Here is a 21,409-nt window from a genome sequence, read left to right on the forward strand (position 1 = left end):
CAGATGCGGGCCAACCATCTCCCGCTCAAACGCTTGTGGATGGTTGCCCCCCAGGAAGAAACTCTCTAAATCATTTCCTCATTCGATTGCAAACGCAGGGGCCACGTCAACTGGCAGCCACGCGTAGTCCATGAGAGCGGCCTTCTGCTCTCCCATCATTTTTCGATCGCCGCGTCAAAGCCGGCCGGATGAAATGCGCTCGTACCGCTTGGATGGAAGCGGTACGAGAAATGACGCTGGGCTTGCTCTCCATTTCTTTCATCAGCGGACCACATAGTTCAATCCCTCCGCCACAAATTCCGCGAAACATTTTCGAGAATCGCAAAGCTTCAAGGTCAACCAGCCAGGTTTGCCCGAAGGGACGGCTTATCCCGCCAAAACGATATTGTTAGCCTCGATCGCTTTGACAGCGATCAGGAGTCAGGCATGGCAATCATCGGTTTCATCGTGATGGGCGACCGCACCTCACACGGCGGGGTAGTGATGTCGGGCGATCCGACCTGGACAGTGGACGGCCAGCCCATCGCCCGCATCGGCGACAAGGTGAGCTGTCCGCGTTGCAAGCGCGTGGCGACCATCATCAGCAGCCGCTTCCCGACGATCATGGATGACGGCCAGCCGGTGGTCTATGACCAGGACGTCACCGACTGCGGCGCAATCCTCTACTCACGGCACAACAATCACGCTGGATGGGGTTCGCCAGATGACGACAGGATCACCAACACGCCACCGGAACAATACGTCCCCCGCCAGGCACCGCGTTTCCAGGAACACTTCGTCCTGCGCAACAACACCACCGGCGAACCGCTCGCGGGAGTGCCCTACCTGATCAAGACGGGCGACGGCCGGACAGTGGAAGGCGAGACCGATGCCCAAGGCCGCACCGATGTGGTCTGGACTGATTCGCCGCTGCCGCTGCAAGTGATCGCGCGTCCCAAACCGATGGGTGGCGCTGATCCCTACCATGTGCCGGAGTGGCGTAGCGAGGATATCTGATGGGAGAAGGTATCTCGTCATCGTCCCGGCCCATCGGGCGATCAGGAACACACCAGGGACCGAGAGGCCGCGTGCTGTCGCTCGACAATCCCATGGATCGGAGTTACCTGTGCGCGGTGATGTGCATGTGCAATCAGGGGACCAAACTCAGGGACAGCCTCGGGCGGGCATTGAAGCAGCGCTGTACCACCGCCAGCATCTGGAATGACGAAGAGCGCAACCAGCTGGTCTGGCGCTACAAGGCCGAAGTCGGATACAGCATGGCAAGCCATCCGCCTGCGCCGCTGATGAGTCGAGAACAACCCAATCGTCCCAGCCGGTTTCCGCTCGGACGGGCCATGGCCGATGGGCTGCTCAAATGGCAGCTGGATGGCAAGCCGCAGAAGGGGTTATTGAGGATTCCAGACTGCATCATTCTTGCGACTACAGGCGAAGAGCTGGCCGCCATGCGGACCTCGGGAAAGATTGATTGGAAGCGGCTGATGCCGGTGCAGGCGAATATTGAGCGGGTGGTAGAGATCAAATTTGAGGGCGACAAACTGAGCAGAGAACAAATGAGCGACTATCAAACGATCGCAGGGGATCCGGATAAGTTTCGCTTGCTCATGATCGCAGAGTGCGATTGTCAACGCGATACATCTGCGCCTGTGAAAGATCCCATACGTGCCCCGGTCACCACACCAATGGAACAGGAACGCAAGGCAAAAGATCACTGGTATAGCCGGACGCCACCTCTCCCCGCTCCCATACCACCCCCACAACCGGTCAAGCCCCGCTACGGTCCCGTCGCATCGCAAGACGAAGGTATACCGCTTGCCGACTATCTCAAAGGTGCCGCAGTGGTCGGCGGCACGATTCTGGTGGGTGCCATTGCCATTGCTGCGCTTCCTCTCGAGGCCGCCGGTGCTGCCGCCGCGGCGTTGGTCGTACTGGTAGCCGGTTCAAGAACGGCCAATGCGAATCAAAATGACGAAAAGGATAAACACTGATGAAACATGGTTTGGAGAAAATCGAAGCCCTGCTTCCGGATTTTCAGTATGTGGACGATGACCGGATCATCACAAGCGTCGGCCTGACTGCCTCTCTTTATTTCTGGGGCGGCCATACACTGGAGAAACGCCAAGCAATCATTGAATTGTTCGAGGTGTACGAAGAAGCCTACGGAAGCGAATTGAAGTGGGGTTGCGATCCCGAGAGCTGGCAGACCAGAAAACTTGCCGGCAAAAAGTTTCCCAAGCTACGCGACTACGCCGCCAAACTCGATGAAGATGATTGCATCCAGTGGTACCTCTCTTCCGGGGAGCATCGCGAGCAGGCCACGGAATATGCGATCTTCTGCCTGACCGAACGAGGCTGGCACAAGGGCCGCATATCAGAACTTTACTTCCAGCTGCCACGCAGTCACGCTTTCGATCCCCATCATCGCAAGACACTTGACAGCTTGCTTTTGCGCGGGGTCGAAACGCTCAATCCCTTCCATGGCCGAGTGGGACTGGCCGCCGTCCTTCCCGAGCAAAGTATTCCCTACGAGCCGGAAGCTTTTGATCTGGCGACGCGCTACCGCACGCTCTACATTCCCGGTGCCGGTGACTTCATGCGAGCGCCCTACGGCCCAAAGAGCGTTGACTGGATCACGATCATCGGTGACGTTCTGGCCGAGCGTTGCGGTGGCATCAACACCTGCGCAGAGTATTGCCGCCAGCTTGGCATCACATCCATTCGTCACGGAAATTCACTGGTATTGCGCGCAAGAGAGACGCCGGAAATCGGACCAGTCGACGAGGCAATATCGGAGGACTATGCCAGAGTCAATGCTGCACTGCGCCCCTTGCGCGACGGTGCCTACAATTCCATGGGCAGCGCATCCAATTCGGGCGAGCTGCGCTTCAATCGTTTCACCTCTGATCTTTGGATTCGCCGCTTTGATCAAGGCGATGCATGGCCGCCTGTCTTCCCCCTCGATCCAGCGTCCCTGCTTGCAGGGAACACTTCAAAAAAGAAAATCAGATTGAAAACAGGCGAGCCCAGCCCCTGCCATGGCCGCTTCCATCGCCCCGGCACAGAGAAATTCGGCGTAATCCTCATGCCCGGCGACATTGCCCCCTACTGGCTGAACCTGGGACCGCACGGCGAATTCCTCGGACGCGAGGCCATCACATGGGAACTGCTCGCCGAACTCTAAACACTTGGCAACCTGAGCGCGGCCCTCAAAAAACCTGCCCGGCCACTGGCCGAGGTGAGTCATGTGCAGTGCCTACTGCTGGGCCGGCTGGCCGATGTGGGACTGGGGCTGCGCTGAATCAGCTACACCGGCTCCCGCGCCACCCCCAAATAACTCTCTACAATCTTCCTATCCGCCGCCAACACCCCCGCCGGCCCTTCACAAACGATCTCCCCCATCTCCAGCACATACCCGTAATCAGCCACCTGCAAAGCCGCCCGCGCATTCTGCTCCACCAGCAAGGTGGCCACGCCGGTGCTGCGCAACTGGCTGATGATGGAAAGAATTTCCTTGGTAATCAACGGCGCCAGCCCCAAACTGGGTTCATCCAGCATCAACACCTGCGGCTTGGCCATCAAGGCGCGCCCCACGGCCAGCATCTGGCGCTCCCCACCGGACAGCGTCCCGGCCGCCTGCTTGCGCCGCTCCTTCAAACGCGGGAACAAGGCATAGACAAACTCCTGCTGATCCAGATAACCGGATTCGCCGTTGCGCCGCCGCTTGTACGCACCCAGCAGCAGATTGTCCTCCACGCTCATGGACGTAAACAATTCACGCTTTTCCGGCACCAGCGACAGCCCGCGCGCCACGCGCTCCTCCACCTCCATCTGGCTCACATCCTCACCCTGGAAGGCGATCCGTCCACTGGCCGCCGCACCCGCCGGCATCGCGCCCATCATGGCGTTGAGCAAGGTCGACTTGCCCGCGCCATTGGGCCCGATGACGGTGACGATCTGTCCGGCCCGCAGCGACAGCGCCGCCTCGGTCAATGCCGCCACCTTGCCATAGCGCGCCGCGAGCCCGCTGACTTCCAGCAACAGCGGCGCACTCGCCGCACGCACTTCAGATTCCACACTGGCAGGGTTCATCATGGTCGCGGCGGTCATCATTGGGCTCCTCCCAGATAAGCTTCCAGCACCGCCGGGTGGACCTGAATCTGGGCCGGCGTGCCCTCGGCAATCTTGGTGCCGAATTCCATGACCACGATGTGGTCCGTCAATTGCATCACGAAGTCCATGTCGTGCTCCACCAGCAGCACCGCCATGCCCTCGCCGCGCAGCTTGTCCAGCAATGCCGCCAGCGCCTGCTTCTCTTTCAGGCGCAGACCCGCCGCCGGCTCATCCAGCAACAACAGCGCCGGATCACAGCACAGCGCCCGCGCAATCTCCAGGATGCGCTGCTGGCCCAGCGCCAGGCTGCCCGCAGGCCGGTCAATCAGATCACCCAGGCCGACACGCTCCAGCTGTCGCCGCGCCTCACTGAGAATGCGCGCTTCCTCCTTGCGATTGGCCCGCGCCAGGCTAGCCAGGATGCCGCGCTGGGGCGCGAATTCGCCGCGCCGGAACGCGCCCATGGCCGCGTTCTCCAGCACGCTCATCCCCGGCACCAGCCGCACATGCTGGAAAGTGCGCGCAATGCCACGGCTGGAAATCTCGCGCGAGGACAAGCCCGCCAGCGACTGCCCGCGGTAATTGAGCTTGCCACTGGTGATGGAGAGCACACCGGTCACCAGGTTGAAGGTCGTCGACTTGCCCGCGCCATTGGGCCCGATCAGTCCCACGATCTCCCCGGCCTTCACCGAAAAGCTCACATCATTGACCGCCACCAGTCCACCGAACTGCTTGCGCGCCGCCTCCACTTCGAGGATCACGTCGCCCCGCGCCGGCTTGGGAATCTGCGCCAAGGGCGCCGCATCCGCTGGCAGCTGGCGCGGCAGGCGGCGTCCGAAACGCGCCTGCAGACGCGGCCACAAGCCCTCGTTGGCGAACTGCAAAAAGATCACCAGCGCGATGCCAAAGACGATGGCCTCGAAATTGCCGCCAGTGCCCAGCACCCCCGGCAACCACTCCTGCAGGAAATTGCTCAGCACCGCCAGCAGGCCCGCACCGAGGATCGCTCCCCACACATGGCCGGCACCACCGACCACCACCATCAGCAGGTAGTCGATGCCGTATTTCAAGCCGAAGGGCGTGGGATTGACGGCCTGTTGCAGGTGCGCGTAGAGCCATCCGGAAATGCCCGCCAGCACGGCCGCGTAGACGAAGATGACGATCTTCAGCCGGGCCGTATCAACGCCCATTGCCTCCGGCATGACGGTGCCGAACTTGAGCGCACGCACCGCACGCCCGGCCCGCGAATCGAGGAAATTGACCACCGATACCAGCGCCAGGATCACCACGGCCCAGATCAGCAGGTACATCGAGGCCCCATTGCCGAAGGTGAACTGGCCGATGGCAATCGGCGGGATGCCATTGATACCGTCATGCTTGCCCAGCATCTCCAGGTTGCCAAACAGGTAGTACAGCGACAGGCCCCAGGCAATCGTGGACAGCGGCAGGTAGTGGCCGGAGATGCGCATGGTAAGCGTGCCGATCAGGAAAGCCGACAAGCCGGTCAGCCCGATCCCCGCCAGCAAACCGACCCAGGGCGAGAGTCCGAACTGCGTCGTGAGATAGGCGGTGGTGTAGGCACCGATACCGACAAACGCCGCCTGCCCGAACGAGATCAATCCCGCCACGCCGGTCAGCAACACCAGCCCCAGCGCGACGATGGCATACAGCCCCACATAGGACAGCAGCGTGACCCAGAACGGCGACAGTCCCAGTTGCGGCAGCACCAGCACGATGGCGAAGAACAGCACCGGCAAGGCGGCGCGATGCGATGTGAATGCAGTCATGGCGGCGTCCTCAGGCTTCTTCGTCGACGTGGTGGCTGGTCAGCGAGCGCCACAGCAGGATGGGAATGATCACCGTGAAGACGATCAGCTCCTTGAAGGCACTGGCCCAGAAGGAAGAAAAACTCTCGATCAGCCCGACCGACACCGATCCCAATGCCGCAATCGGATAACTGGCCAGCCCGCCGAAGATGGCTCCCACAAAGCCTTTCAGGGCGATGATGAAACCGGACTCATAGTTGACGATGGTGAAGGGCGCAATCAGGATCCCGCACAGCGCACCGATCCCGGCTGACATCGCAAAGGACAGCTTGCCCGCCTGATTGATCCCCACCCCCACCAGCCGCGCACCGAGACGATTGACGGCAGTGGCACGCAGGGCCTTGCCGGTCAGCGTGCGTTCGAAGAAGACATAGATCACGGCGATCAGGGCCGCCACCGTCACCAGCACGATCACGCTCTGGCCCGAGACCGGGCTCTCGCCCAGGTTGAATTGCATCTCCGTGAAAGGCTTGGTGTTGGTCCCCTCGGGGCCGAACATCAGCAGTCCCAATCCGACCATGGCCAGATGCACACCGAGTGAGACGATCAGCAACACCAGCACGCTCGAATGCGCCAGCGGCTGGTAAGCCACGCGATAGATCATCGGCCCCATCGGCACCACGATCAGCAGCGTCAGCAGGATCTGCCAGGGCATGGCCAGCGCTTGCAGGTCCACGTAGCGCGTCAGTGCGTAGAGCACCAGCGGCAGGCCGAGGTGCATGGCCAGCAGCGACGGCAGGCGGCGCAGAAAACGCGCGCGCGTCGCGGCCAGGCGCAGCGCGGTGCCGCCTTCAACGGCCAGCGTCACGCCACCAAGCGCCACCAGCAGCAAGGCCGTGCCGGGGGCATGGCCGTTCTGGATGGCCGCCAGGGTCAATGCGCCGAAGGCGACGAACTCGCCCTGCGGCAGGAAAATCACCCGTGTCACTGAAAACACCAGGACCAGCGCCAGCGACAGCAGCGCATAGATCGCGCCGGTCGTGATGCCGTCCTGGATCAGCACGGTCAGAATGCTGGTATCCACTTGTCTCCTCCTGTTGATGCCGGCCGCCGCAGATCGGGGCTGCGACTGGCCGGGATAGGCCCGGTTCTTGTCAGGGATGAACCTTTGGGGCTGCTTTCTTGTGTGTGGCGCGGATTACCGGATGGGGCATGAAGCTTTCTGCAAACCGGCCGATGGCTCAAGCCTGCGGCTTCTTGGCCACCAGGGTCAGGATGTCGTAGGACGCCACCAGCTCGCCCTCCTGGTTGCTCACCTCCACATCCCAGGCCACCACGCCCTGCCCCTGGCCGTTGGCATCCTTCTTGTTGCGGTCGATCTTGCGCTTGCAGGTCAGGCGCGCCGAGATGGTGTCGCCGATGCCCACCGGCTTGACGAAGCGCAGCGTATCGAGCCCGTAGTTGGCCAGCACCGGACCCGGCGCCGGCGAGACGAACAGGCCGGCGGCCGCCGACAGCACGAAGTAGCCATGCGCGATGCGCTTGCCGAACGGCGACTGGCGTGCCGAGATGTCGTCGAAGTGCATGTAGAAATGGTCGCCCGAGAGGCAGCCGAAATTGACGATGTCGGCTTCGGTGACGGTACGGCGGTGCGTAGCCAGCGAATCACCAATCTGCAGGTCCTCGAAGTAGTGGCGGAAGGGATGGATATCCGATTCGCGCACCTTCGCACCCCGCACGTGTTCGCCCACGACTGCGGCCAGCATGGTCGGTGAACCCTGCACCGCCGTGCGTTGCAGGTAATGCTTCACGGCGCGCGAGCCGCCCAGTTCCTCACCGCCACCGGCGCGGCCAGGACCACCGTGCTTGAGCTGCGGCAGGGGCGAACCGTGGCCGGTGGATTCCGGTGCCGCTTCGCGATCGAGCACCAGCAGGCGGCCATGCCATGCAGCCGCTACAGGAATGGCGCGCGCCGCCACCGATGGGCTGCGCGTGACCAGGCTGGCCACCAGGCTGCCGCGTCCGCGTGCAGCCAGCGCCAGGGCTTCATCGAGATCGTCATAGGGCATGAGCGTGCTGACCGGACCGAAGGCTTCCACTTCATGCACCGGGCTGCCAGCGGAGGTATCGCGCGCCAGCAGCAGGGTCGGCGCGAAGAACGCACCCTCGCCCACGCCGTCGCCTTGCGGCTGGAAGCTGCTGCCGGCCCCCAGGATCAGCTCGGCACTTTGTTTCAGCAAGGCCACGCGCGCTTCCACATCGCGCTGCTGTGCGCGTGAGGCCAACGGCCCCATGCGCACCGACTCCAGTGCGGGGTCGCCGATCACGGTCTTCGACAGGCGCGCGACGAGTTTTTCCGAAATTGCATCTAAGTGCTGGCGCGGCACGATGGCGCGGCGGATGGCGGTACATTTCTGGCCGGCCTTGGTGGTCATCTCGCGCGCCACTTCCTTGACGAAGAGATCGAATTCTTCATCGTCGGCATTGACGTCAGGGCCAAGAATCGCGCAGTTCAGCGAATCGGCTTCGGCATTGAAGGGAATCGAATTCGCAATCAGGTTGGGATGCGCACGCAACTTGGCCGCCGTATCGGCCGAGCCGGTAAAGGTCACCACGTCCTGCGCCTGCAGGCGGTCGAGCAGGTCGCCGGTGCTGCCGATGACCAGTTGCAGGCTGCCTTCGGGCAACAGGCCCGACTGCTGGATCAGGCGCACTGCCGCTTCAGCCAGATAGCTCGTGGCGGTGGCCGGCTTGACGATGCAGGGCATGCCGGCCAGGAAGGTGGGGGCGAATTTTTCCAGCATGCCCCAGACCGGGAAGTTGAAGGCATTGATGTGCACCGCCACGCCGCCACGCGGTACCAGGATGTGCGTCCCGGCGAAGCGGCCCTGCTTGCCCAGCGACATGGCCGGACCTTCGTGGACCAGGTTGGACGAGGGGAATTCATTGGTGCCGATGCTGGCATAGGTGAACAGCGTGCCGCTGCCGCCTTCGATGTCGATCCAGCTGTCGGTGCGGGTCGCGCCCGTATGGGCGGAAACCGCGTAGAGCGTTTCCTTGTGCTCGACCAGGTACTTGGCCAGTGCCTTGAGGATCGCTGCACGCTGCTGGAAGTCCAGCTGCATCAGCGCCGGCAGGCCCTTCCTGCGGGCGTGCTCCAGCGCTTCGCCGAAGTCGATGGATTCCTGGTGGGTGCTGGCAACGGTGTGGCCATTGACTGCGCTGTGCAGTGCCTGGGCCGGGCTTTCACCGAACCAGCGGCCGGCGATGAAACTCTGGAGCAGAGGGGGACGGGCGGACATCGAAAACTCCTGTAGGCAGGGTGAACGCTGCGCTGCGGGCAATGCAGCCGCGCAGCGCCGGACAAAGGTGGATCAGGGCTGGTACTGCCAGGCGCCATCAACGATCTTGACCATCACCGAAGCCCGCTGGTCCAGGCCCTGGTGATCGGTGGCCGACATGTTGTAGACGCCGTGCACACCGGTGACTTCCTTGGTGGCTTCGAGCGCATCGCGCAGGGCGGCGCGGAATTCCGGCGTACCCGGCTTGCCGCGCTTCAATGCCACCGGAATGGCCGACTGCAGCAGCACGCCCGCATCCCAGGCATAGCCGCCGAAGAGCGAGACGCTGTCCTTGCCGTGCGCCGCTTCATACTTGGCGGTGTACTCCAGCGCCACCTTGCGGATGGGGTTGGCCGCAGGCAGTTGCGCCGCTACCAGCACGGGACCGCCCGGCAGCAGGGTGCCGTCGAGCATCTTGCCGCCCACGCGCAGGAAGTCGGCATTGGCCACGCCGTGGGTCTGGTAAATCTGGCCCTTGAAGCCGCGCTCCTTCAAGGCACGCTGCGGCACCACGGCCGGGGTGCCGGAGGCCGCGATGAGGATGGCATCCGGCTTGGCCGCCACCAGCTTCAGGGCTTGCGCGGTGGCCGAGGTATCGTTGGGGGCGAAGCGTTCATTGGCCACCAGTTCCAGTTTCTTGAGGCCGGCGGCCTTCTTGAATTCTTCGTACCAGCCTTCGCCATAGGCGTTGGAATAACCGATGAAGGCGATGCGCTGGTAGCCGCGCGCCACCATGTCCTTGGCGATGGCCAGCGACATCATGATGTCGTTCTGCGGGGTCTTGAAGACCCACTTCTTCTTGGCGTCCATGGGCTCGACGATGCGCGCGGCGGCGGCCAGCGAGATCATCGGCGTCTGCGCTTCGGCGGCCACTTCGATCATCGAGATCGAGTTCGGGCTCACCGACGAGCCGACGATCACATCCACATTGTTTTCGGAGACGAAGCGGCGTGCGTTCTTGACCGCCTGCGTGGTGTCGGAGGCGTCATCGAGGACGATGTAGTTGATCTTCTGCCCGCCGATGGTCGCGGGCAGCAGCGCGATGGTGTTCTTTTCGGGGATGCCCAGCGAAGCGGCCGGGCCGGTGGTGGATACGGTGACACCGACGTTGATGTCGGCGTGTGCGACGAGCGCGCAGCCGGCCAAAGCCAGCGCCAGCAAAGGGCGAGCAAACTGCATGGAGGTCTCCTTGATGATTTTGTCATTGTGGTGCTACATGCCTGCAATGACGCTACCGATCAAGGGCTCACGTCATCGTTTCTTCTTCCCGGTGCCTTCCAGGCTGACGGCACCGATTCCGCCAAACAACAAATCGGACACGACCACGGCCATGCGTTCATGGGTCAGTTCGCCATCGGGCTTCAACCACATGAACATCCAGTTGATCATGCCGAACAACAGCATGGCCAGCGGCTTGGCCATGCGGCTGCGATCCAGTTCCGGCCGTACCGCGCACATGGCCTCGGCCACCGCCTTGACCACCTTGCGCTCGCCGGTGAGGATGCGCTTCTGGTCTCCCGGTTCCAGGAAACGCACGTCCTCGGTCAGCACGCGATGCTCGTTCTGGGCATCGCGGTATTCCTCCACGAAGCGCTGGATCAAGAGGCGCAAGCGCGGCTCAGGGTCCAGCTCCTGCTGCGCGACTTCATCGACCAGCGCACAGAGGCGATCGATGTGGTCTTCGCAGATGTGCATCAGCAACTGGTGCTTGTCGGCAAAGTAGTGATACAGCGACGCCTTGGACAGGCCACACGCCAGCGCCACCTCATTCATCGATGTGCCCACGAACCCATTGCGCGCAAACAAGGCTGCCGCCTGCTCGATGATGGTCTCGCGCTGGTTGTCGTATCCCGCTGCTCGCTTGCGTGGCATAAATGCTTCCTCGTCGATATTTCCGCAAAGTCATGATTGTGCCGTAAATCAAAACTCTTACGAAACATCTTATCGGAGACATCCCGCTCTGCCAGCCTCCCTGCCCTGCCTCAACTTCCCTGCGCCCTGATCACGGTCAGAAAAAATCTTCAAAACATTATTGACCAACCGGTCGGTCGAAATTATTATTCCTCAAAAAACAGCGGCAGGCAAATGCTTTTTTCCACGCGTTTCAACCGGGAAAGACAAGCAAAGTTCGGCACGCTGCAACCACAAGCTGCTGGCGCCTGCAGTGAAAGCGCTGGCCAAGGAGACGCTGTGCCCTGTTACTCGATCGAAGGCGTGATCCCGGTGGTCGACCCGGCCGCCTATGTCCATCCCACGGCGGTGCTGATCGGCGACGTCATCGTCGGCCCTGATTGCTACGTCGGTCCGGCCGCCTGCCTGCGCGGCGACTTCGGCCGCATCGTGCTGGAACGTGGTGCCAACGTGCAGGACACCTGCGTGGTCCACGGCTTCCCCGGCCATGCCACGGTGGTGGGCGAGAACGGCCACATCGGCCACGGTGCGGTGCTGCACAGCTGCACCGTCGAACGCGATGCGCTGGTGGGCATGAATGCGGTGGTGATGGATGAGGCAGTGGTGGGCGCACAGTCCATCGTGGCAGCCTGCGCCTTCGTGCGCGCCGGCATGCAGATTCCCCCGCGCACCCTGGTGGCCGGTTTGCCGGCCAAGGTGGTGCGCGACCTGACGGAAGAAGAGATGGCCTGGAAACGGGCCGGTACCGAGACGTATCACGACCTTGCCAAGCGCAGCCTGAAGAGCCTGCGGGAGGTCAGCCCCCTGGCGCAGATCGAAGAGAACCGGCCGCGCCTGGCCGCGCCCTTCGTCGAACCGCTGATCGCGGCCAGACGGGCTTAGCAGACGGCAGCACATTTTTTCAGTTTCAAGATTCACGCTTACACCTCACGCAGACGCAGGGCCGGTCCCTGCGGCAAGGACCGCGCTCGTCCAGCCTCCGCGTGATCCACCTTCATGGAGAAGCAGCATGTATGCACAACTCGTAGAAACCGGACTGGCCAAGGTGCGCAGCGCCGATGACATGTCCCCCGAAGAACAGGCTTTCCAGGCGCGCATCGATGCGGGCGTCAAGATCGAGCCCAAGGACTGGATGCCCGAGGCCTATCGCAAGACCCTGGTGCGCCAGATCTCGCAGCACGCCCACTCGGAAATCGTCGGCCAGCTGCCCGAGGCCAACTGGGTCACGCGCGCCCCGACCCTGGAGCGCAAGGCCATCCTTCTGGCCAAGATCCAGGACGAAGCCGGTCACGGCCTCTACCTCTACAGCGCGGCAGAAACCCTGGGCGTGTCGCGCGATGCGCTGCTGGGGGACCTGCATTCCGGCAAGGCCAAGTACTCCAGCATTTTCAACTATCCGACCCTGAGCTGGGCCGACATGGGGGCCATCGGCTGGCTGGTGGATGGCTCGGCCATCATCAACCAGATCCCGCTGTGCCGCTGTTCCTATGGGCCCTATTCGCGCGCCATGGTGCGCGTGTGCAAGGAGGAATCCTTCCACGCCCGCCAGGGCTACGACATCATGCTGGCGCTGTGCCGTGGCACGCCCGAGCAGAAGCAGATGGCGCAGGATGCACTGAACCGCTGGTGGTGGCCGGCGCTGATGATGTTCGGCCCCTCCGATGCGGAATCGGTCAACAGCGCGCAATCGATGCAATGGCGCATCAAGCTCTTCTCCAATGACGAACTGCGCCAGCGCATGGTCGACCAGACCATCCCGCAGATCGAGTACCTGGGCCTGACCGTGCCCGACCCCGATCTCAAGTGGAACGAAGAACGTGGCCGCTACGACTTCGGTGAAATCAACTGGGACGAATTCCACAACGTCCTGCGCGGCAACGGCCCCTGCAACCGCGAACGCCTGGCCACCCGCAAGAAAGCCTATGACGACGGTGCCTGGTTCCGCGATGCGCTGGTGGCGCACGCCGACAAGCGTGCCGCGCGCAAGGCGGCGTGATTCGCCCATCGTCTGTTTCTGAATCGCTTCATCTCACAACCTGCCAGTGGCCGCCCGACATCACCGGGCGGCCCGCCAACAAGGAAACGCATCATGAGCAAGGAATGGCCTCTCTGGGAAGTCTTCATCCGCAGCCAGCACGGTCTGGCCCATAAACACGTCGGCAGCCTGCATGCCCCCGATGGCGAGATGGCCATCAACAATGCGCGCGACGTCTACACCCGCCGCAACGAAGGCGTGGGCATCTGGGTGGTGCGCGCCGCCGACATCGTCTCCTCCAGCCCCGGCGACAAGGCCCCGCTGTTCGAACCGGCCAACAGCAAGGTGTATCGCCACCCGACCTTCTTCCCCATGCCGGCTGAACTGAAGAACCTGTAAGAGGCGCGCATCATGACCCACAAAACCGATTACGTGCGACGCCTGGGCGACAACGTCCTGGTGCTCTCGCAGCGCCTCTCCGAATGGTGCGGCAAGGGCCCGGCCCTGGAAGAAGACATGGCCCTGATCAACGTCTCGCTGGACCTGATCGGCCAGGCGCGTTTGTGGCTGGCCTACGCCGCCGAACTGGAAGGTGCAGGACGCAACGAAGACCAGCTGGCCTTCCTGCGCGATGCCCACCAGTTCCACAACCTGCTGCTGGTGGAGCTGCCCAATGGCAGCTATGCCGATACGCTGGCACGCCAGTTCCTCTTCGACGTGTGGCATTACTTCCTGCTCGAGGGACTCTGTGAAAGCAGCGATGCGCGCATCGCCGAGATCGCGCAGAAGTGCTTCAAGGAAGTCACCTATCACGTACGCCGCAGCACCGACCTGATGATCCGCCTGGGCGATGGCAGCGAGGAAAGCCACCGCCGCATGCAGGACGCCGTCGATGCGCTGTGGATGTACACCGGCGAACTGTTCACCACCGACGCGCTGGACCAGGCCATGCAGGCCGATGGCATCGCACCGGATCTCACACAACTTCAGCAGAAGTGGCAGCAGCACGTCACCGAGGTGATGCGCGAAGCCACGCTGCAGCTGCCTGCGGCCGGACTGTGGATGCAGGGCGGCGGCAAACAGGGACGGCATACGGAACACCTGGGCTACCTGCTGGCGGAGATGCAGTTCCTGCAGCGCACCTATCCGGGAGCGAGCTGGTGAACGAGCTGGCCTCCCGCGCGCAGACGCTGCAGGCGAGCATCTGGGAATGGCTGGAGGCCATTCCCGATCCGGAGATCCCGGTCATCTCGGTGGTGGACCTGGGCATCGTGCGCGCCGTCGAGGTCTCCGATGCGGATGCCGAAGCGGCACGCTGCACCGTGGTCATCACCCCAACCTACTCCGGCTGCCCGGCCATGGGCGTGATCGCGCAGGACATCAGCGCAGCACTGAGGCAGCACGGGCTGGCCGAGGTGGCCATCCGCACGCAGCTGGCACCGGCCTGGAACACCGACTGGATGAGCGAGAAAGGCCGCCGCAACCTGCAGCAATACGGCATCGCGCCCCCGGCGCAGCAGGTGGTCGACATCCGTGGCATCAGCCTCCGGCGGCAGGCAGCACCGCAGGTGCAATGCCCGCATTGCGGTTCCATGCAGACGGTCTGCGTGAGCCAGTTCGGCTCCACCTCCTGCAAGGCGCTGTACCAGTGCAAGGACTGCCGCGAGCCGTTCGATTACTTCAAGGCGCATTGAGCCGCGCTCAATGTCCCAGAACCAAGGCACAAGATCATGAGCAAATTCTATCCACTGACCATCTCGGGCGTGAAACAGGAAACGCGCGATACCATCGTGGTCTCCTTCGCCGTCCCGCCCGAATTGCAGGACACGTTTTCCTACCAGCAAGGCCAGCACCTGACGCTGCGCTCGCACATCGAGGGCGAGGAATTGCGCCGCTCCTATTCGATCTGCGCGGCCACCCAGGAAAAGCAGCTGCGCGTGGCCATCAAGCGCGTGCCGGGCGGGCTGTTCTCGAACTGGGCCAATGAATCCTTTGTCCCGGGACAAAGCATCGAAGTGATGCCGCCCATGGGCCACTTCAACGTCCCGCTGGACGCGGCCAACCGCAAGCACTACCTGGCCTTCGCGGCCGGCAGCGGCATCACGCCGATGATTTCCATCATCAAGACCACCCTGCTGGCCGAGCCGCACAGCCGCTTCACCTTGGTCTATGCCAATCGCGCTTCCTCCTCGGTGATCTTCAAGGAAGACATCACCGACCTCAAGGATGCCTACCTCGAACGCCTCAACGTGATCTGGGTGATGAGCCGCGAACAGCAGGACGTGGAATTGTTCAACGGCCGCATCGACCGCAGCAAGTGCGATGCCTTCTTCGCCTCCTGGATCGATCTCAAGGACGTGGACGCCGCCTTCCTCTGCGGCCCGGAAGAAATGGTGCAGGCCGTCTCCGATTCGCTGCAGGCGCATGGCCTGCCCAAGGCGCAGATCAAGACCGAACTGTTCGCCGCCAGCGCGCCCACGCGTGCACACGCCTCGCGCCCGGTCGTGGGCAAGAAGGAATGCGAAGTCACGGTGATCGTCGACGGTTATCACAACGTCTTCACCATGGACAAGGAAAAGGAATCGGTGCTCGACGCCGGCCTCAAGCACGGCATCGACCTGCGCTACTCCTGCAAGGGCGGCGTGTGCGCCACCTGCCGCTGCAAGGTGGTCGAGGGCAAGGTCGACATGGATGCCAACTACGCACTCGAAGATTACGAGATCGCGCGCGGCTTCGTCCTGAGCTGCCAATCCTTCCCGGTCAGCGACAAGCTGCTGCTGGATTTTGACCAGGACAACTGAGCCGGCCACGCCCGCACGATGCGGCCCCCACTTTGATCAGCCCCTGAACTTTCCTGAGCCCATGAGCGACTCCACCATCCTCTTCGAGAACCATGACGGCATCGCCGTCATCACCCTGAACCGCCCCGACAAGCTCAACAGCTTCACGGTGGCCATGCACCTGGAATTGCGCGAGGCCATCGCCACGCTGCAGGCCGACCCCAGCGTGCGGGTGCTGCTGCTCACCGGTGCCGGACGCGGCTTCTGCGCCGGCCAGGACCTGGGCGACCGCGCCGTCAAACCCGGCGACGGTGCCGTCGACCTGGGCGAGTCCATCGACAAGTACTACGGGCCGCTGGTGAAGTCGCTGCGTGCGCTGCCCTTCCCGGTGATCTGTGCCGTCAACGGCGTGGCCGCCGGTGCTGGCGCCAACCTGCCGCTGGCCTGCGACATCGTGCTGGCCGCGCGTTCGGCCAGTTTCGTGGAAGTGTTCTGCAAGCTGGGACTGATCCCCGATACCGGCGGCACCTATTTCCTGCCGCGCCTGGTGGGCACGGCGCGCGCCATGGGCATGGCACTGCTGGGCGAAAAGATCAGCGCCGAACAGGCCGAACGCTGGGGCTTGATCTGGAAGTGCGTGGACGACGACAAGCTCATGGAAGAAGCCTATGCCATGGCCACCCACTTCGCCCGCGCCCCGACCAAGGGCCTGGCTGCCACCAAGGCGACCCTGTATGCCAGCCCGGCCAACACGCTGCCGCAGCAGCTGGACCTGGAACGCGACACCATGCGCGCCCTCGGCCACAGCCGCGATTACCGCGAGGGCGTGAGCGCCTTCCTGGAAAAGCGCGCACCACAATTCACGGGGCAATGACATGAGCGCAGCAGAGAACACTTGCGCCCTGCCCGCCACGGCAGCGGTGGCCGTCATCGGCAGCGGCACCATGGGCGCCGGGATCGCCCAGGTGGCGGCCATGGCCGGCCATCCGGTGCAGCTCTACGACAGCCGCGACGGTGCCGCCGCCAAGGCCATCGCCGAGATCCGCGCCTCCCTCGACCGCCTGGCCAACAAGGGCAAGATCACCGCCGGCCAGGCCGAGGGCGCCAGCGAGCGCCTGGCAGTAGCGGGCTCGCTGCAGGAGATGCGCAGCGCACGCCTGGTGGTGGAGGCCATCATCGAACAACTCGCAGCCAAGCAGGAACTGTTCGGCAAGCTGGAAGCCATCGTCGATGCGCAGTGCATCCTGGCCAGCAATACGTCTTCGATCTCGATCACCCACATTGGCGCCACGCTGCGCCATCCCGAGCGGCTGGTGGGCATGCATTTCTTCAACCCGGTGCCGCAGATGGCGCTGGTGGAAATCATCCGGGGCCTGGCCAGCGATGCCGCCGTGGCGCGCTGCGTGCAGGACACCGCGCGCGCCTGGGGCAAGGTGCCGGTGCTGGCCAGTTCCACGCCGGGCTTCATCGTCAATCGCCTGGCGCGCCCCTACTACGCCGAAGCCCTGCGCGTGCTCAACGAATGCGGTGCGCAGCCGGCCACCATCGATGCCCTCCTGAGGGAAGCGGGCGGCTTCCGCATGGGCCCCTTCGAGCTGATGGACCTGATCGGGCATGACGTCAATTTCGCCGTCACGCAATCGGTGTTCCAGGCCTACTTCAACGATCCGCGCTTTACGCCTTCGCTGATCCAGCAGGAGCTGGTGCACGCCGGTTACCTGGGCCGCAAGAGCGGGCGCGGTTTCTATCGCTATGACGACGCGGCCGAAACACCGCAGCCCGCAACAGAACCGGTGTTCGACGTCCCCACGGTGCCGCTGCAATTGTTCGGCACGCATCCCCTGGTGGAAGTGGTCCGCGCACGCTACAAGGGACGGGTGGAATACTGCGCGCCGCGCGCGGACAATTTGCTGTTGAAGGGCGGGCCCGGGCGCCTCTACGTCACCGAGGGCCGCACCGCCACCCAGCAATCGCATGACTACAACATGCCCGACGTGGTGCTGGTGGACCTGGCCCTGGACTATGCCAAGGCCCCGCGCCTGGGCCTGGCGCGCGCCGACCAGTGCCGCGACCGCGCCTACCAGGCCGTGGCGGGCGTGCTGCAAAGCTGCGGCTTCGCGCTCTCGCCCGTGCAGGACGTGCCGGGCATGGCCGTCATGCGGACCGTCTGCATGCTCGTCAACGAAGCCGCCGACGCCGTCAACCAGGGCGTCTGCAGCAGGAGTGACGCCGACATGGCCATGCAGAAGGGCGTCAATTATCCGCGCGGCCCATTGGCCTGGGCCGATGCCATCGGCCTGGACACGGTGGCCAACGTGCTGCGCCAGCTCAGTGCCACCTATGGCGAAGACCGCTACCGGGTCTCGCCCCTGCTCCAACGACTGCAAGCTTCCGGGAGGAAATTCCATGAGTGAGACCGTCTTGTCATTCCCATCCACCGAGATGGATCCGCAAGCCCTGGCCGAGGCCACGGTGCGTGCCATGTACCCGCGCGACAACGCTTCCCAGTCCCTGGGGATGAAGGTGCTGGAGGTCGGACCCGGCCGCGCGCGCCTGAGCATGCTGGTGCGCAGCGACATGCTCAACGGCCATGCCACCTGCCATGGCGGCTTCATCTTCGCGCTGGCCGACAGCAGCTTTGCATTTGCCTGCAACAGCCGTAATCTCAACACCGTGGCATCGGGGTGCAGCATCGATTACGTGGCACCGGCCCTGCGCGACGACGTGCTGACCGCAGACGCGCAGGAGCGCACGCTGGCCGGCCGCACCGGCGTCTACGACATCACCGTGAGCAACCAGGACGGCAAGATCATCGCGCTGTTCCGGGGCAAGTCCTATCGCATCAAGGGCGAGGTGATCACCGGACTGCCGGCGGCACGACAGGACCACGCATAAAAAAACACCAATACCAACAGAGACAGGAGACCACCATGACCACCCGCACTCCACAGCCCGGCGATCTGGAACCCATCGAAACGGCCAGCCGCGACGAACTGCAGGCGCTGCAGCTGCAACGCCTGAAATGGTCCTTGCAGCACGCCTATGACAATGTGGCGCACTACCGCAATGCCTTCGACCAGGCCGGGGTCCATCCGGACGACCTCAAGAGCCTGTCGGATCTGTCCAAATTCCCCTTCACCACCAAGCAGGACCTGCGCGACCACTATCCCTTCGGCATGTTTGCCGTGCCGCGCGAACAGGTGGTGCGGGTGCACGCCTCCAGCGGCACCACCGGCAAGCCCACCGTGGTGGGCTATACGCAGAACGACATCGATACCTGGGCCACCGTGGTGGCGCGCTCCATTCGCGCCGCCGGTGGCCGGCGCGGCGACATCGTGCAGATTTCCTATGGCTATGGCCTCTTCACCGGCGGCCTGGGCGCGCACTATGGTGCGGAAAAACTGGGCTGCACCGTCATCCCCATGTCGGGCGGCCAGACCGAGAAGCAGGTGCAGCTCATTCGTGATTTCAAACCCAGCATCATCATGGTCACGCCCTCCTACATGCTCAACGTGATCGAGGAATTCCAGCGCCAGGGACTGGATGCGGCGGCCAGTTCGCTGAAGGTCGGCATCTTCGGCGCCGAACCCTGGACCGATGCCATGCGCCGCGAGATCCAGCAGCGCGCCGGCATCGATGCGGTGGACATCTACGGCCTGTCCGAAGTGATGGGCCCGGGCGTGGCCAGCGAATGCATCGAGAGCAAGGATGGTCCGGTGATCTGGGAAGACCACTTCTATCCCGAGATCATCGACCCGGATACCGGCGAAGTGCTGCCCGATGGCTCTGAAGGCGAACTGGTCTTTACCTCGCTGACCAAGGAAGCGCTGCCGATGATCCGCTACCGCACCCGCGACCTCACGCGCCTGTTGCCGCCGACCTCGCGCGCGATGCGCCGCATCGGCAAGATCACCGGACGTTCGGACGACATGCTCATCATCCGTGGGGTGAACGTGTTCCCGACCCAGATCGAGGAACTGATCCTGAAGCTGCCGCAACTGGCCCCGCAGTACCAGTTGCAAATCGAACGCCACGGCCACATGGACAGCATGTGCGTCTTCGCCGAGCTGCGCGAGGATGCCTCCAACGAACACGTGGAGGCGCTGGAGAAGGAACTGCAGCACAGCATCAAGACCTATGTCGGCATTTCGACCAAGGTGACGGTGGTGCCGGCCGGCATGATCGAGCGCACTTCGGTGGGCAAGGCCAAACGCGTGATCGACCACCGCAAGAAGGCCGAAGCCGCCGCCACGTCGGCCGTTCCGGCCTGATGCCCGGCCCTGCAACCCTTGATCCAGGAAGAAAAGAACTTATGGAAGCATTGATCTGTGACGCCATCCGCACGCCCTTCGGCCGCTACAGTGGCGCTCTCGGCGCGGTCCGCGCCGACGACCTGGCGGCCGCGCCCATTCGCAGCCTCATGGAGCGCAACCCCGGCGTGGACTGGCGCTGCGTCGACGACATCCTCTATGGCTGCGCCAACCAGGCCGGCGAAGACAACCGCAACGTGGCCCGCATGGCCGGTTTGCTGGCCGGCCTGCCCATCGAGGTACCGGGCACGACGCTCAATCGTCTGTGCGGCTCCAGCCTGGACGCCGTGGGCATGGCCGCACGCGCCATCAAGTCGGGCGAGGTGCAGCTGATGATCGCCGGCGGCGTGGAGAGCATGACGCGCGCGCCCTTCGTGATGGGCAAGGCGGACTCGGCCTTCTCGCGCAGTGCCGCGATCTTCGATACCACCATCGGCTGGCGCTTCGTCAATCCGCTGATGAAGGCGCAGTACGGCATCGACTCCATGCCCGAGACGGCCGAAAACGTCGCCACGGATTTCAACATCAACCGTGCCGACCAGGACGCCTTTGCGCTGCGCAGCCAGCAACGCTGGGCCGCAGCACAAGAGGCCGGTTTCTTCGCGGGCGAAATCGCACCGCTGGCCATCCCGCAGAAGAAGGGCGATCCGCTCATCGTCAGCACCGACGAACATCCGCGCCCGGACACCACCCTGGCCACGCTGGCCAAACTCAAGGGCGTGGTGCGTCCGGATGGCACCGTCACGGCGGGCAACGCCTCCGGCGTCAACGACGGGGCCTGCGCGCTGCTGCTGGCCTCGCCCAAGGCGGCCGACCTGTATCGCCTCAAGCCCCGTGCGCGCGTGCTGGGCATGGCCACCGCCGGTGTCGCGCCGCGCATCATGGGCTTCGGCCCGGCCCCGGCAGCACGCAAGGTATTGGCGCAAGTCGGGCTGACGCTGGCGCAGATGGATGTGATCGAACTGAACGAAGCCTTTGCCGCGCAGGGTCTGGCGGTGACGCGCGACCTGGGCTTGCCCGACGATGCCGCGCACGTCAATCCGAATGGCGGCGCCATTGCCATCGGCCATCCGCTGGGGGCGTCCGGCGCGCGGCTGGTGACGACCGCCCTGAACCAGCTGGAGCGCACCGGTGGCCGCTACGCGCTGTGCACCATGTGCATCGGCGTGGGCCAGGGCATCGCGCTGGTGATCGAACGGGTGTGAACCCTTGAGACTGG

At 63.7% G+C, this 21,409-nt stretch carries 20 protein-coding genes; 14 read left to right on the forward strand and 6 right to left on the reverse strand.

The genetic code is table 11. The features are described from left to right. Positions 1–426: 426 nt before the first annotated feature. From ACLRDN_RS21440 to ACLRDN_RS21450, 3 genes are all read left to right on the forward strand, one after another. Entirely contained in the window at positions 427–996 is a 570-nt protein-coding gene (locus tag ACLRDN_RS21440; RefSeq protein WP_413457917.1) for a PAAR domain-containing protein, read from the forward strand. A gap of 71 nt (positions 997–1,067) precedes the next feature. Further along, positions 1,068–1,985 carry a VRR-NUC domain-containing protein gene (locus tag ACLRDN_RS21445; protein WP_413457918.1) on the forward strand — a complete coding sequence of 306 codons (918 nt, stop codon included), beginning with the start codon at positions 1,068–1,070 and terminating at the stop codon, positions 1,983–1,985. Further along, positions 1,985–3,178, forward strand: coding sequence for a type VI immunity family protein (locus tag ACLRDN_RS21450; protein ID WP_413457919.1), 1,194 nt, complete (start codon positions 1,985–1,987; stop codon positions 3,176–3,178). The genes ACLRDN_RS21445 and ACLRDN_RS21450 overlap by 1 nt, the downstream gene beginning before the upstream one ends. A gap of 122 nt (positions 3,179–3,300) precedes the next feature. Here the strand turns inward: ACLRDN_RS21450 and ACLRDN_RS21455 are convergent, their stop codons facing one another. The 6 genes from ACLRDN_RS21455 to ACLRDN_RS21480 form a co-directional block, all read right to left on the reverse strand. Next, positions 3,301–4,107: an ABC transporter ATP-binding protein gene (locus tag ACLRDN_RS21455; protein ID WP_413457920.1), complete on the reverse strand. Its 807-nt coding sequence runs from the start codon at positions 4,105–4,107 to the stop codon at positions 3,301–3,303. After that, positions 4,104–5,894 carry an ABC transporter permease subunit gene (locus ACLRDN_RS21460; RefSeq protein ID WP_413457921.1) on the reverse strand — a complete coding sequence of 597 codons (1,791 nt, stop codon included), beginning with the start codon at positions 5,892–5,894 and terminating at the stop codon, positions 4,104–4,106. Before ACLRDN_RS21460 ends, ACLRDN_RS21455 begins: the two co-directional genes overlap by 4 nt. A gap of 10 nt (positions 5,895–5,904) precedes the next feature. Then, positions 5,905–6,957, reverse strand: a complete 1,053-nt coding sequence (locus ACLRDN_RS21465) for a branched-chain amino acid ABC transporter permease (protein WP_413457922.1) — start codon at positions 6,955–6,957, stop codon at positions 5,905–5,907. Positions 6,958–7,114: 157 nt separating this feature from the next. Beyond that, entirely contained in the window at positions 7,115–9,175 is a 2,061-nt protein-coding gene (gene paaZ / locus ACLRDN_RS21470) for a phenylacetic acid degradation bifunctional protein PaaZ (protein ID WP_413457923.1), read from the reverse strand. A gap of 72 nt (positions 9,176–9,247) precedes the next feature. Next, positions 9,248–10,393 carry an ABC transporter substrate-binding protein gene (locus tag ACLRDN_RS21475; protein WP_413457924.1) on the reverse strand — a complete coding sequence of 382 codons (1,146 nt, stop codon included), beginning with the start codon at positions 10,391–10,393 and terminating at the stop codon, positions 9,248–9,250. Between the two features lie 72 nt (positions 10,394–10,465). Then, positions 10,466–11,086 carry a TetR/AcrR family transcriptional regulator gene (locus ACLRDN_RS21480; protein WP_039786324.1) on the reverse strand — a complete coding sequence of 207 codons (621 nt, stop codon included), beginning with the start codon at positions 11,084–11,086 and terminating at the stop codon, positions 10,466–10,468. Positions 11,087–11,404: 318 nt separating this feature from the next. Here ACLRDN_RS21480 and ACLRDN_RS21485 point away from each other — a divergent pair, with 318 nt between their 5' ends. The 11 genes from ACLRDN_RS21485 to pcaF all read left to right on the forward strand — a co-directional run bounded on the left by ACLRDN_RS21485 (position 11,405) and on the right by pcaF (position 21,395). Then, the gene (locus ACLRDN_RS21485; protein ID WP_413457925.1) at positions 11,405–12,007 is read left to right on the forward strand and encodes a phenylacetic acid degradation protein PaaY; all 603 of its coding nucleotides are present in this window, start codon (positions 11,405–11,407) and stop codon (positions 12,005–12,007) included. A 127-nt stretch (positions 12,008–12,134) separates the two neighbouring features. Next, a complete protein-coding gene (gene paaA / locus ACLRDN_RS21490) occupies positions 12,135–13,121 on the forward strand; it encodes a 1,2-phenylacetyl-CoA epoxidase subunit PaaA (protein WP_039786318.1) in 987 nt (328 codons plus the stop codon). Between the two features lie 93 nt (positions 13,122–13,214). Continuing rightward, positions 13,215–13,499: a 1,2-phenylacetyl-CoA epoxidase subunit PaaB gene (paaB, locus tag ACLRDN_RS21495; protein ID WP_008332574.1), complete on the forward strand. Its 285-nt coding sequence runs from the start codon at positions 13,215–13,217 to the stop codon at positions 13,497–13,499. Positions 13,500–13,511: 12 nt separating this feature from the next. Further along, positions 13,512–14,264: a 1,2-phenylacetyl-CoA epoxidase subunit PaaC gene (paaC, locus tag ACLRDN_RS21500; RefSeq protein ID WP_413457926.1), complete on the forward strand. Its 753-nt coding sequence runs from the start codon at positions 13,512–13,514 to the stop codon at positions 14,262–14,264. Further along, complete coding sequence (gene paaD / locus ACLRDN_RS21505; protein WP_413457927.1) at positions 14,261–14,794, forward strand: 1,2-phenylacetyl-CoA epoxidase subunit PaaD; 534 nt, start codon at positions 14,261–14,263, stop codon at positions 14,792–14,794. The genes paaC and paaD overlap by 4 nt, the downstream gene beginning before the upstream one ends. 36 nt (positions 14,795–14,830) lie before the next feature. Continuing rightward, on the forward strand, positions 14,831–15,901 hold the full coding sequence (gene paaE, locus ACLRDN_RS21510; protein WP_121040456.1) for a 1,2-phenylacetyl-CoA epoxidase subunit PaaE: 1,071 nt from the start codon (positions 14,831–14,833) through the stop codon (positions 15,899–15,901). Between the two features lie 61 nt (positions 15,902–15,962). Continuing rightward, positions 15,963–16,754, forward strand: coding sequence for a 2-(1,2-epoxy-1,2-dihydrophenyl)acetyl-CoA isomerase PaaG (gene paaG, locus ACLRDN_RS21515; protein ID WP_413457928.1), 792 nt, complete (start codon positions 15,963–15,965; stop codon positions 16,752–16,754). Position 16,755: 1 nt separating this feature from the next. Next, positions 16,756–18,294, forward strand: a complete 1,539-nt coding sequence (locus ACLRDN_RS21520) for a 3-hydroxyacyl-CoA dehydrogenase (protein WP_413457929.1) — start codon at positions 16,756–16,758, stop codon at positions 18,292–18,294. After that, positions 18,287–18,775, forward strand: coding sequence for a hydroxyphenylacetyl-CoA thioesterase PaaI (gene paaI / locus ACLRDN_RS21525; protein WP_413457930.1), 489 nt, complete (start codon positions 18,287–18,289; stop codon positions 18,773–18,775). Before ACLRDN_RS21520 ends, paaI begins: the two co-directional genes overlap by 8 nt. Positions 18,776–18,810: 35 nt before the next feature. Continuing rightward, the gene (paaK, locus tag ACLRDN_RS21530; protein WP_121040464.1) at positions 18,811–20,151 is read left to right on the forward strand and encodes a phenylacetate--CoA ligase PaaK; all 1,341 of its coding nucleotides are present in this window, start codon (positions 18,811–18,813) and stop codon (positions 20,149–20,151) included. 41 nt (positions 20,152–20,192) lie between these two features. Beyond that, positions 20,193–21,395, forward strand: coding sequence for a 3-oxoadipyl-CoA thiolase (gene pcaF / locus ACLRDN_RS21535; RefSeq protein WP_413457931.1), 1,203 nt, complete (start codon positions 20,193–20,195; stop codon positions 21,393–21,395). The last annotated feature ends 14 nt before the right edge of the window (positions 21,396–21,409 follow it).

This window comes from Herbaspirillum huttiense (genome assembly GCF_047300815.1).
GTDB lineage: Bacteria > Pseudomonadota > Gammaproteobacteria > Burkholderiales > Burkholderiaceae_D > Herbaspirillum > Herbaspirillum huttiense_A.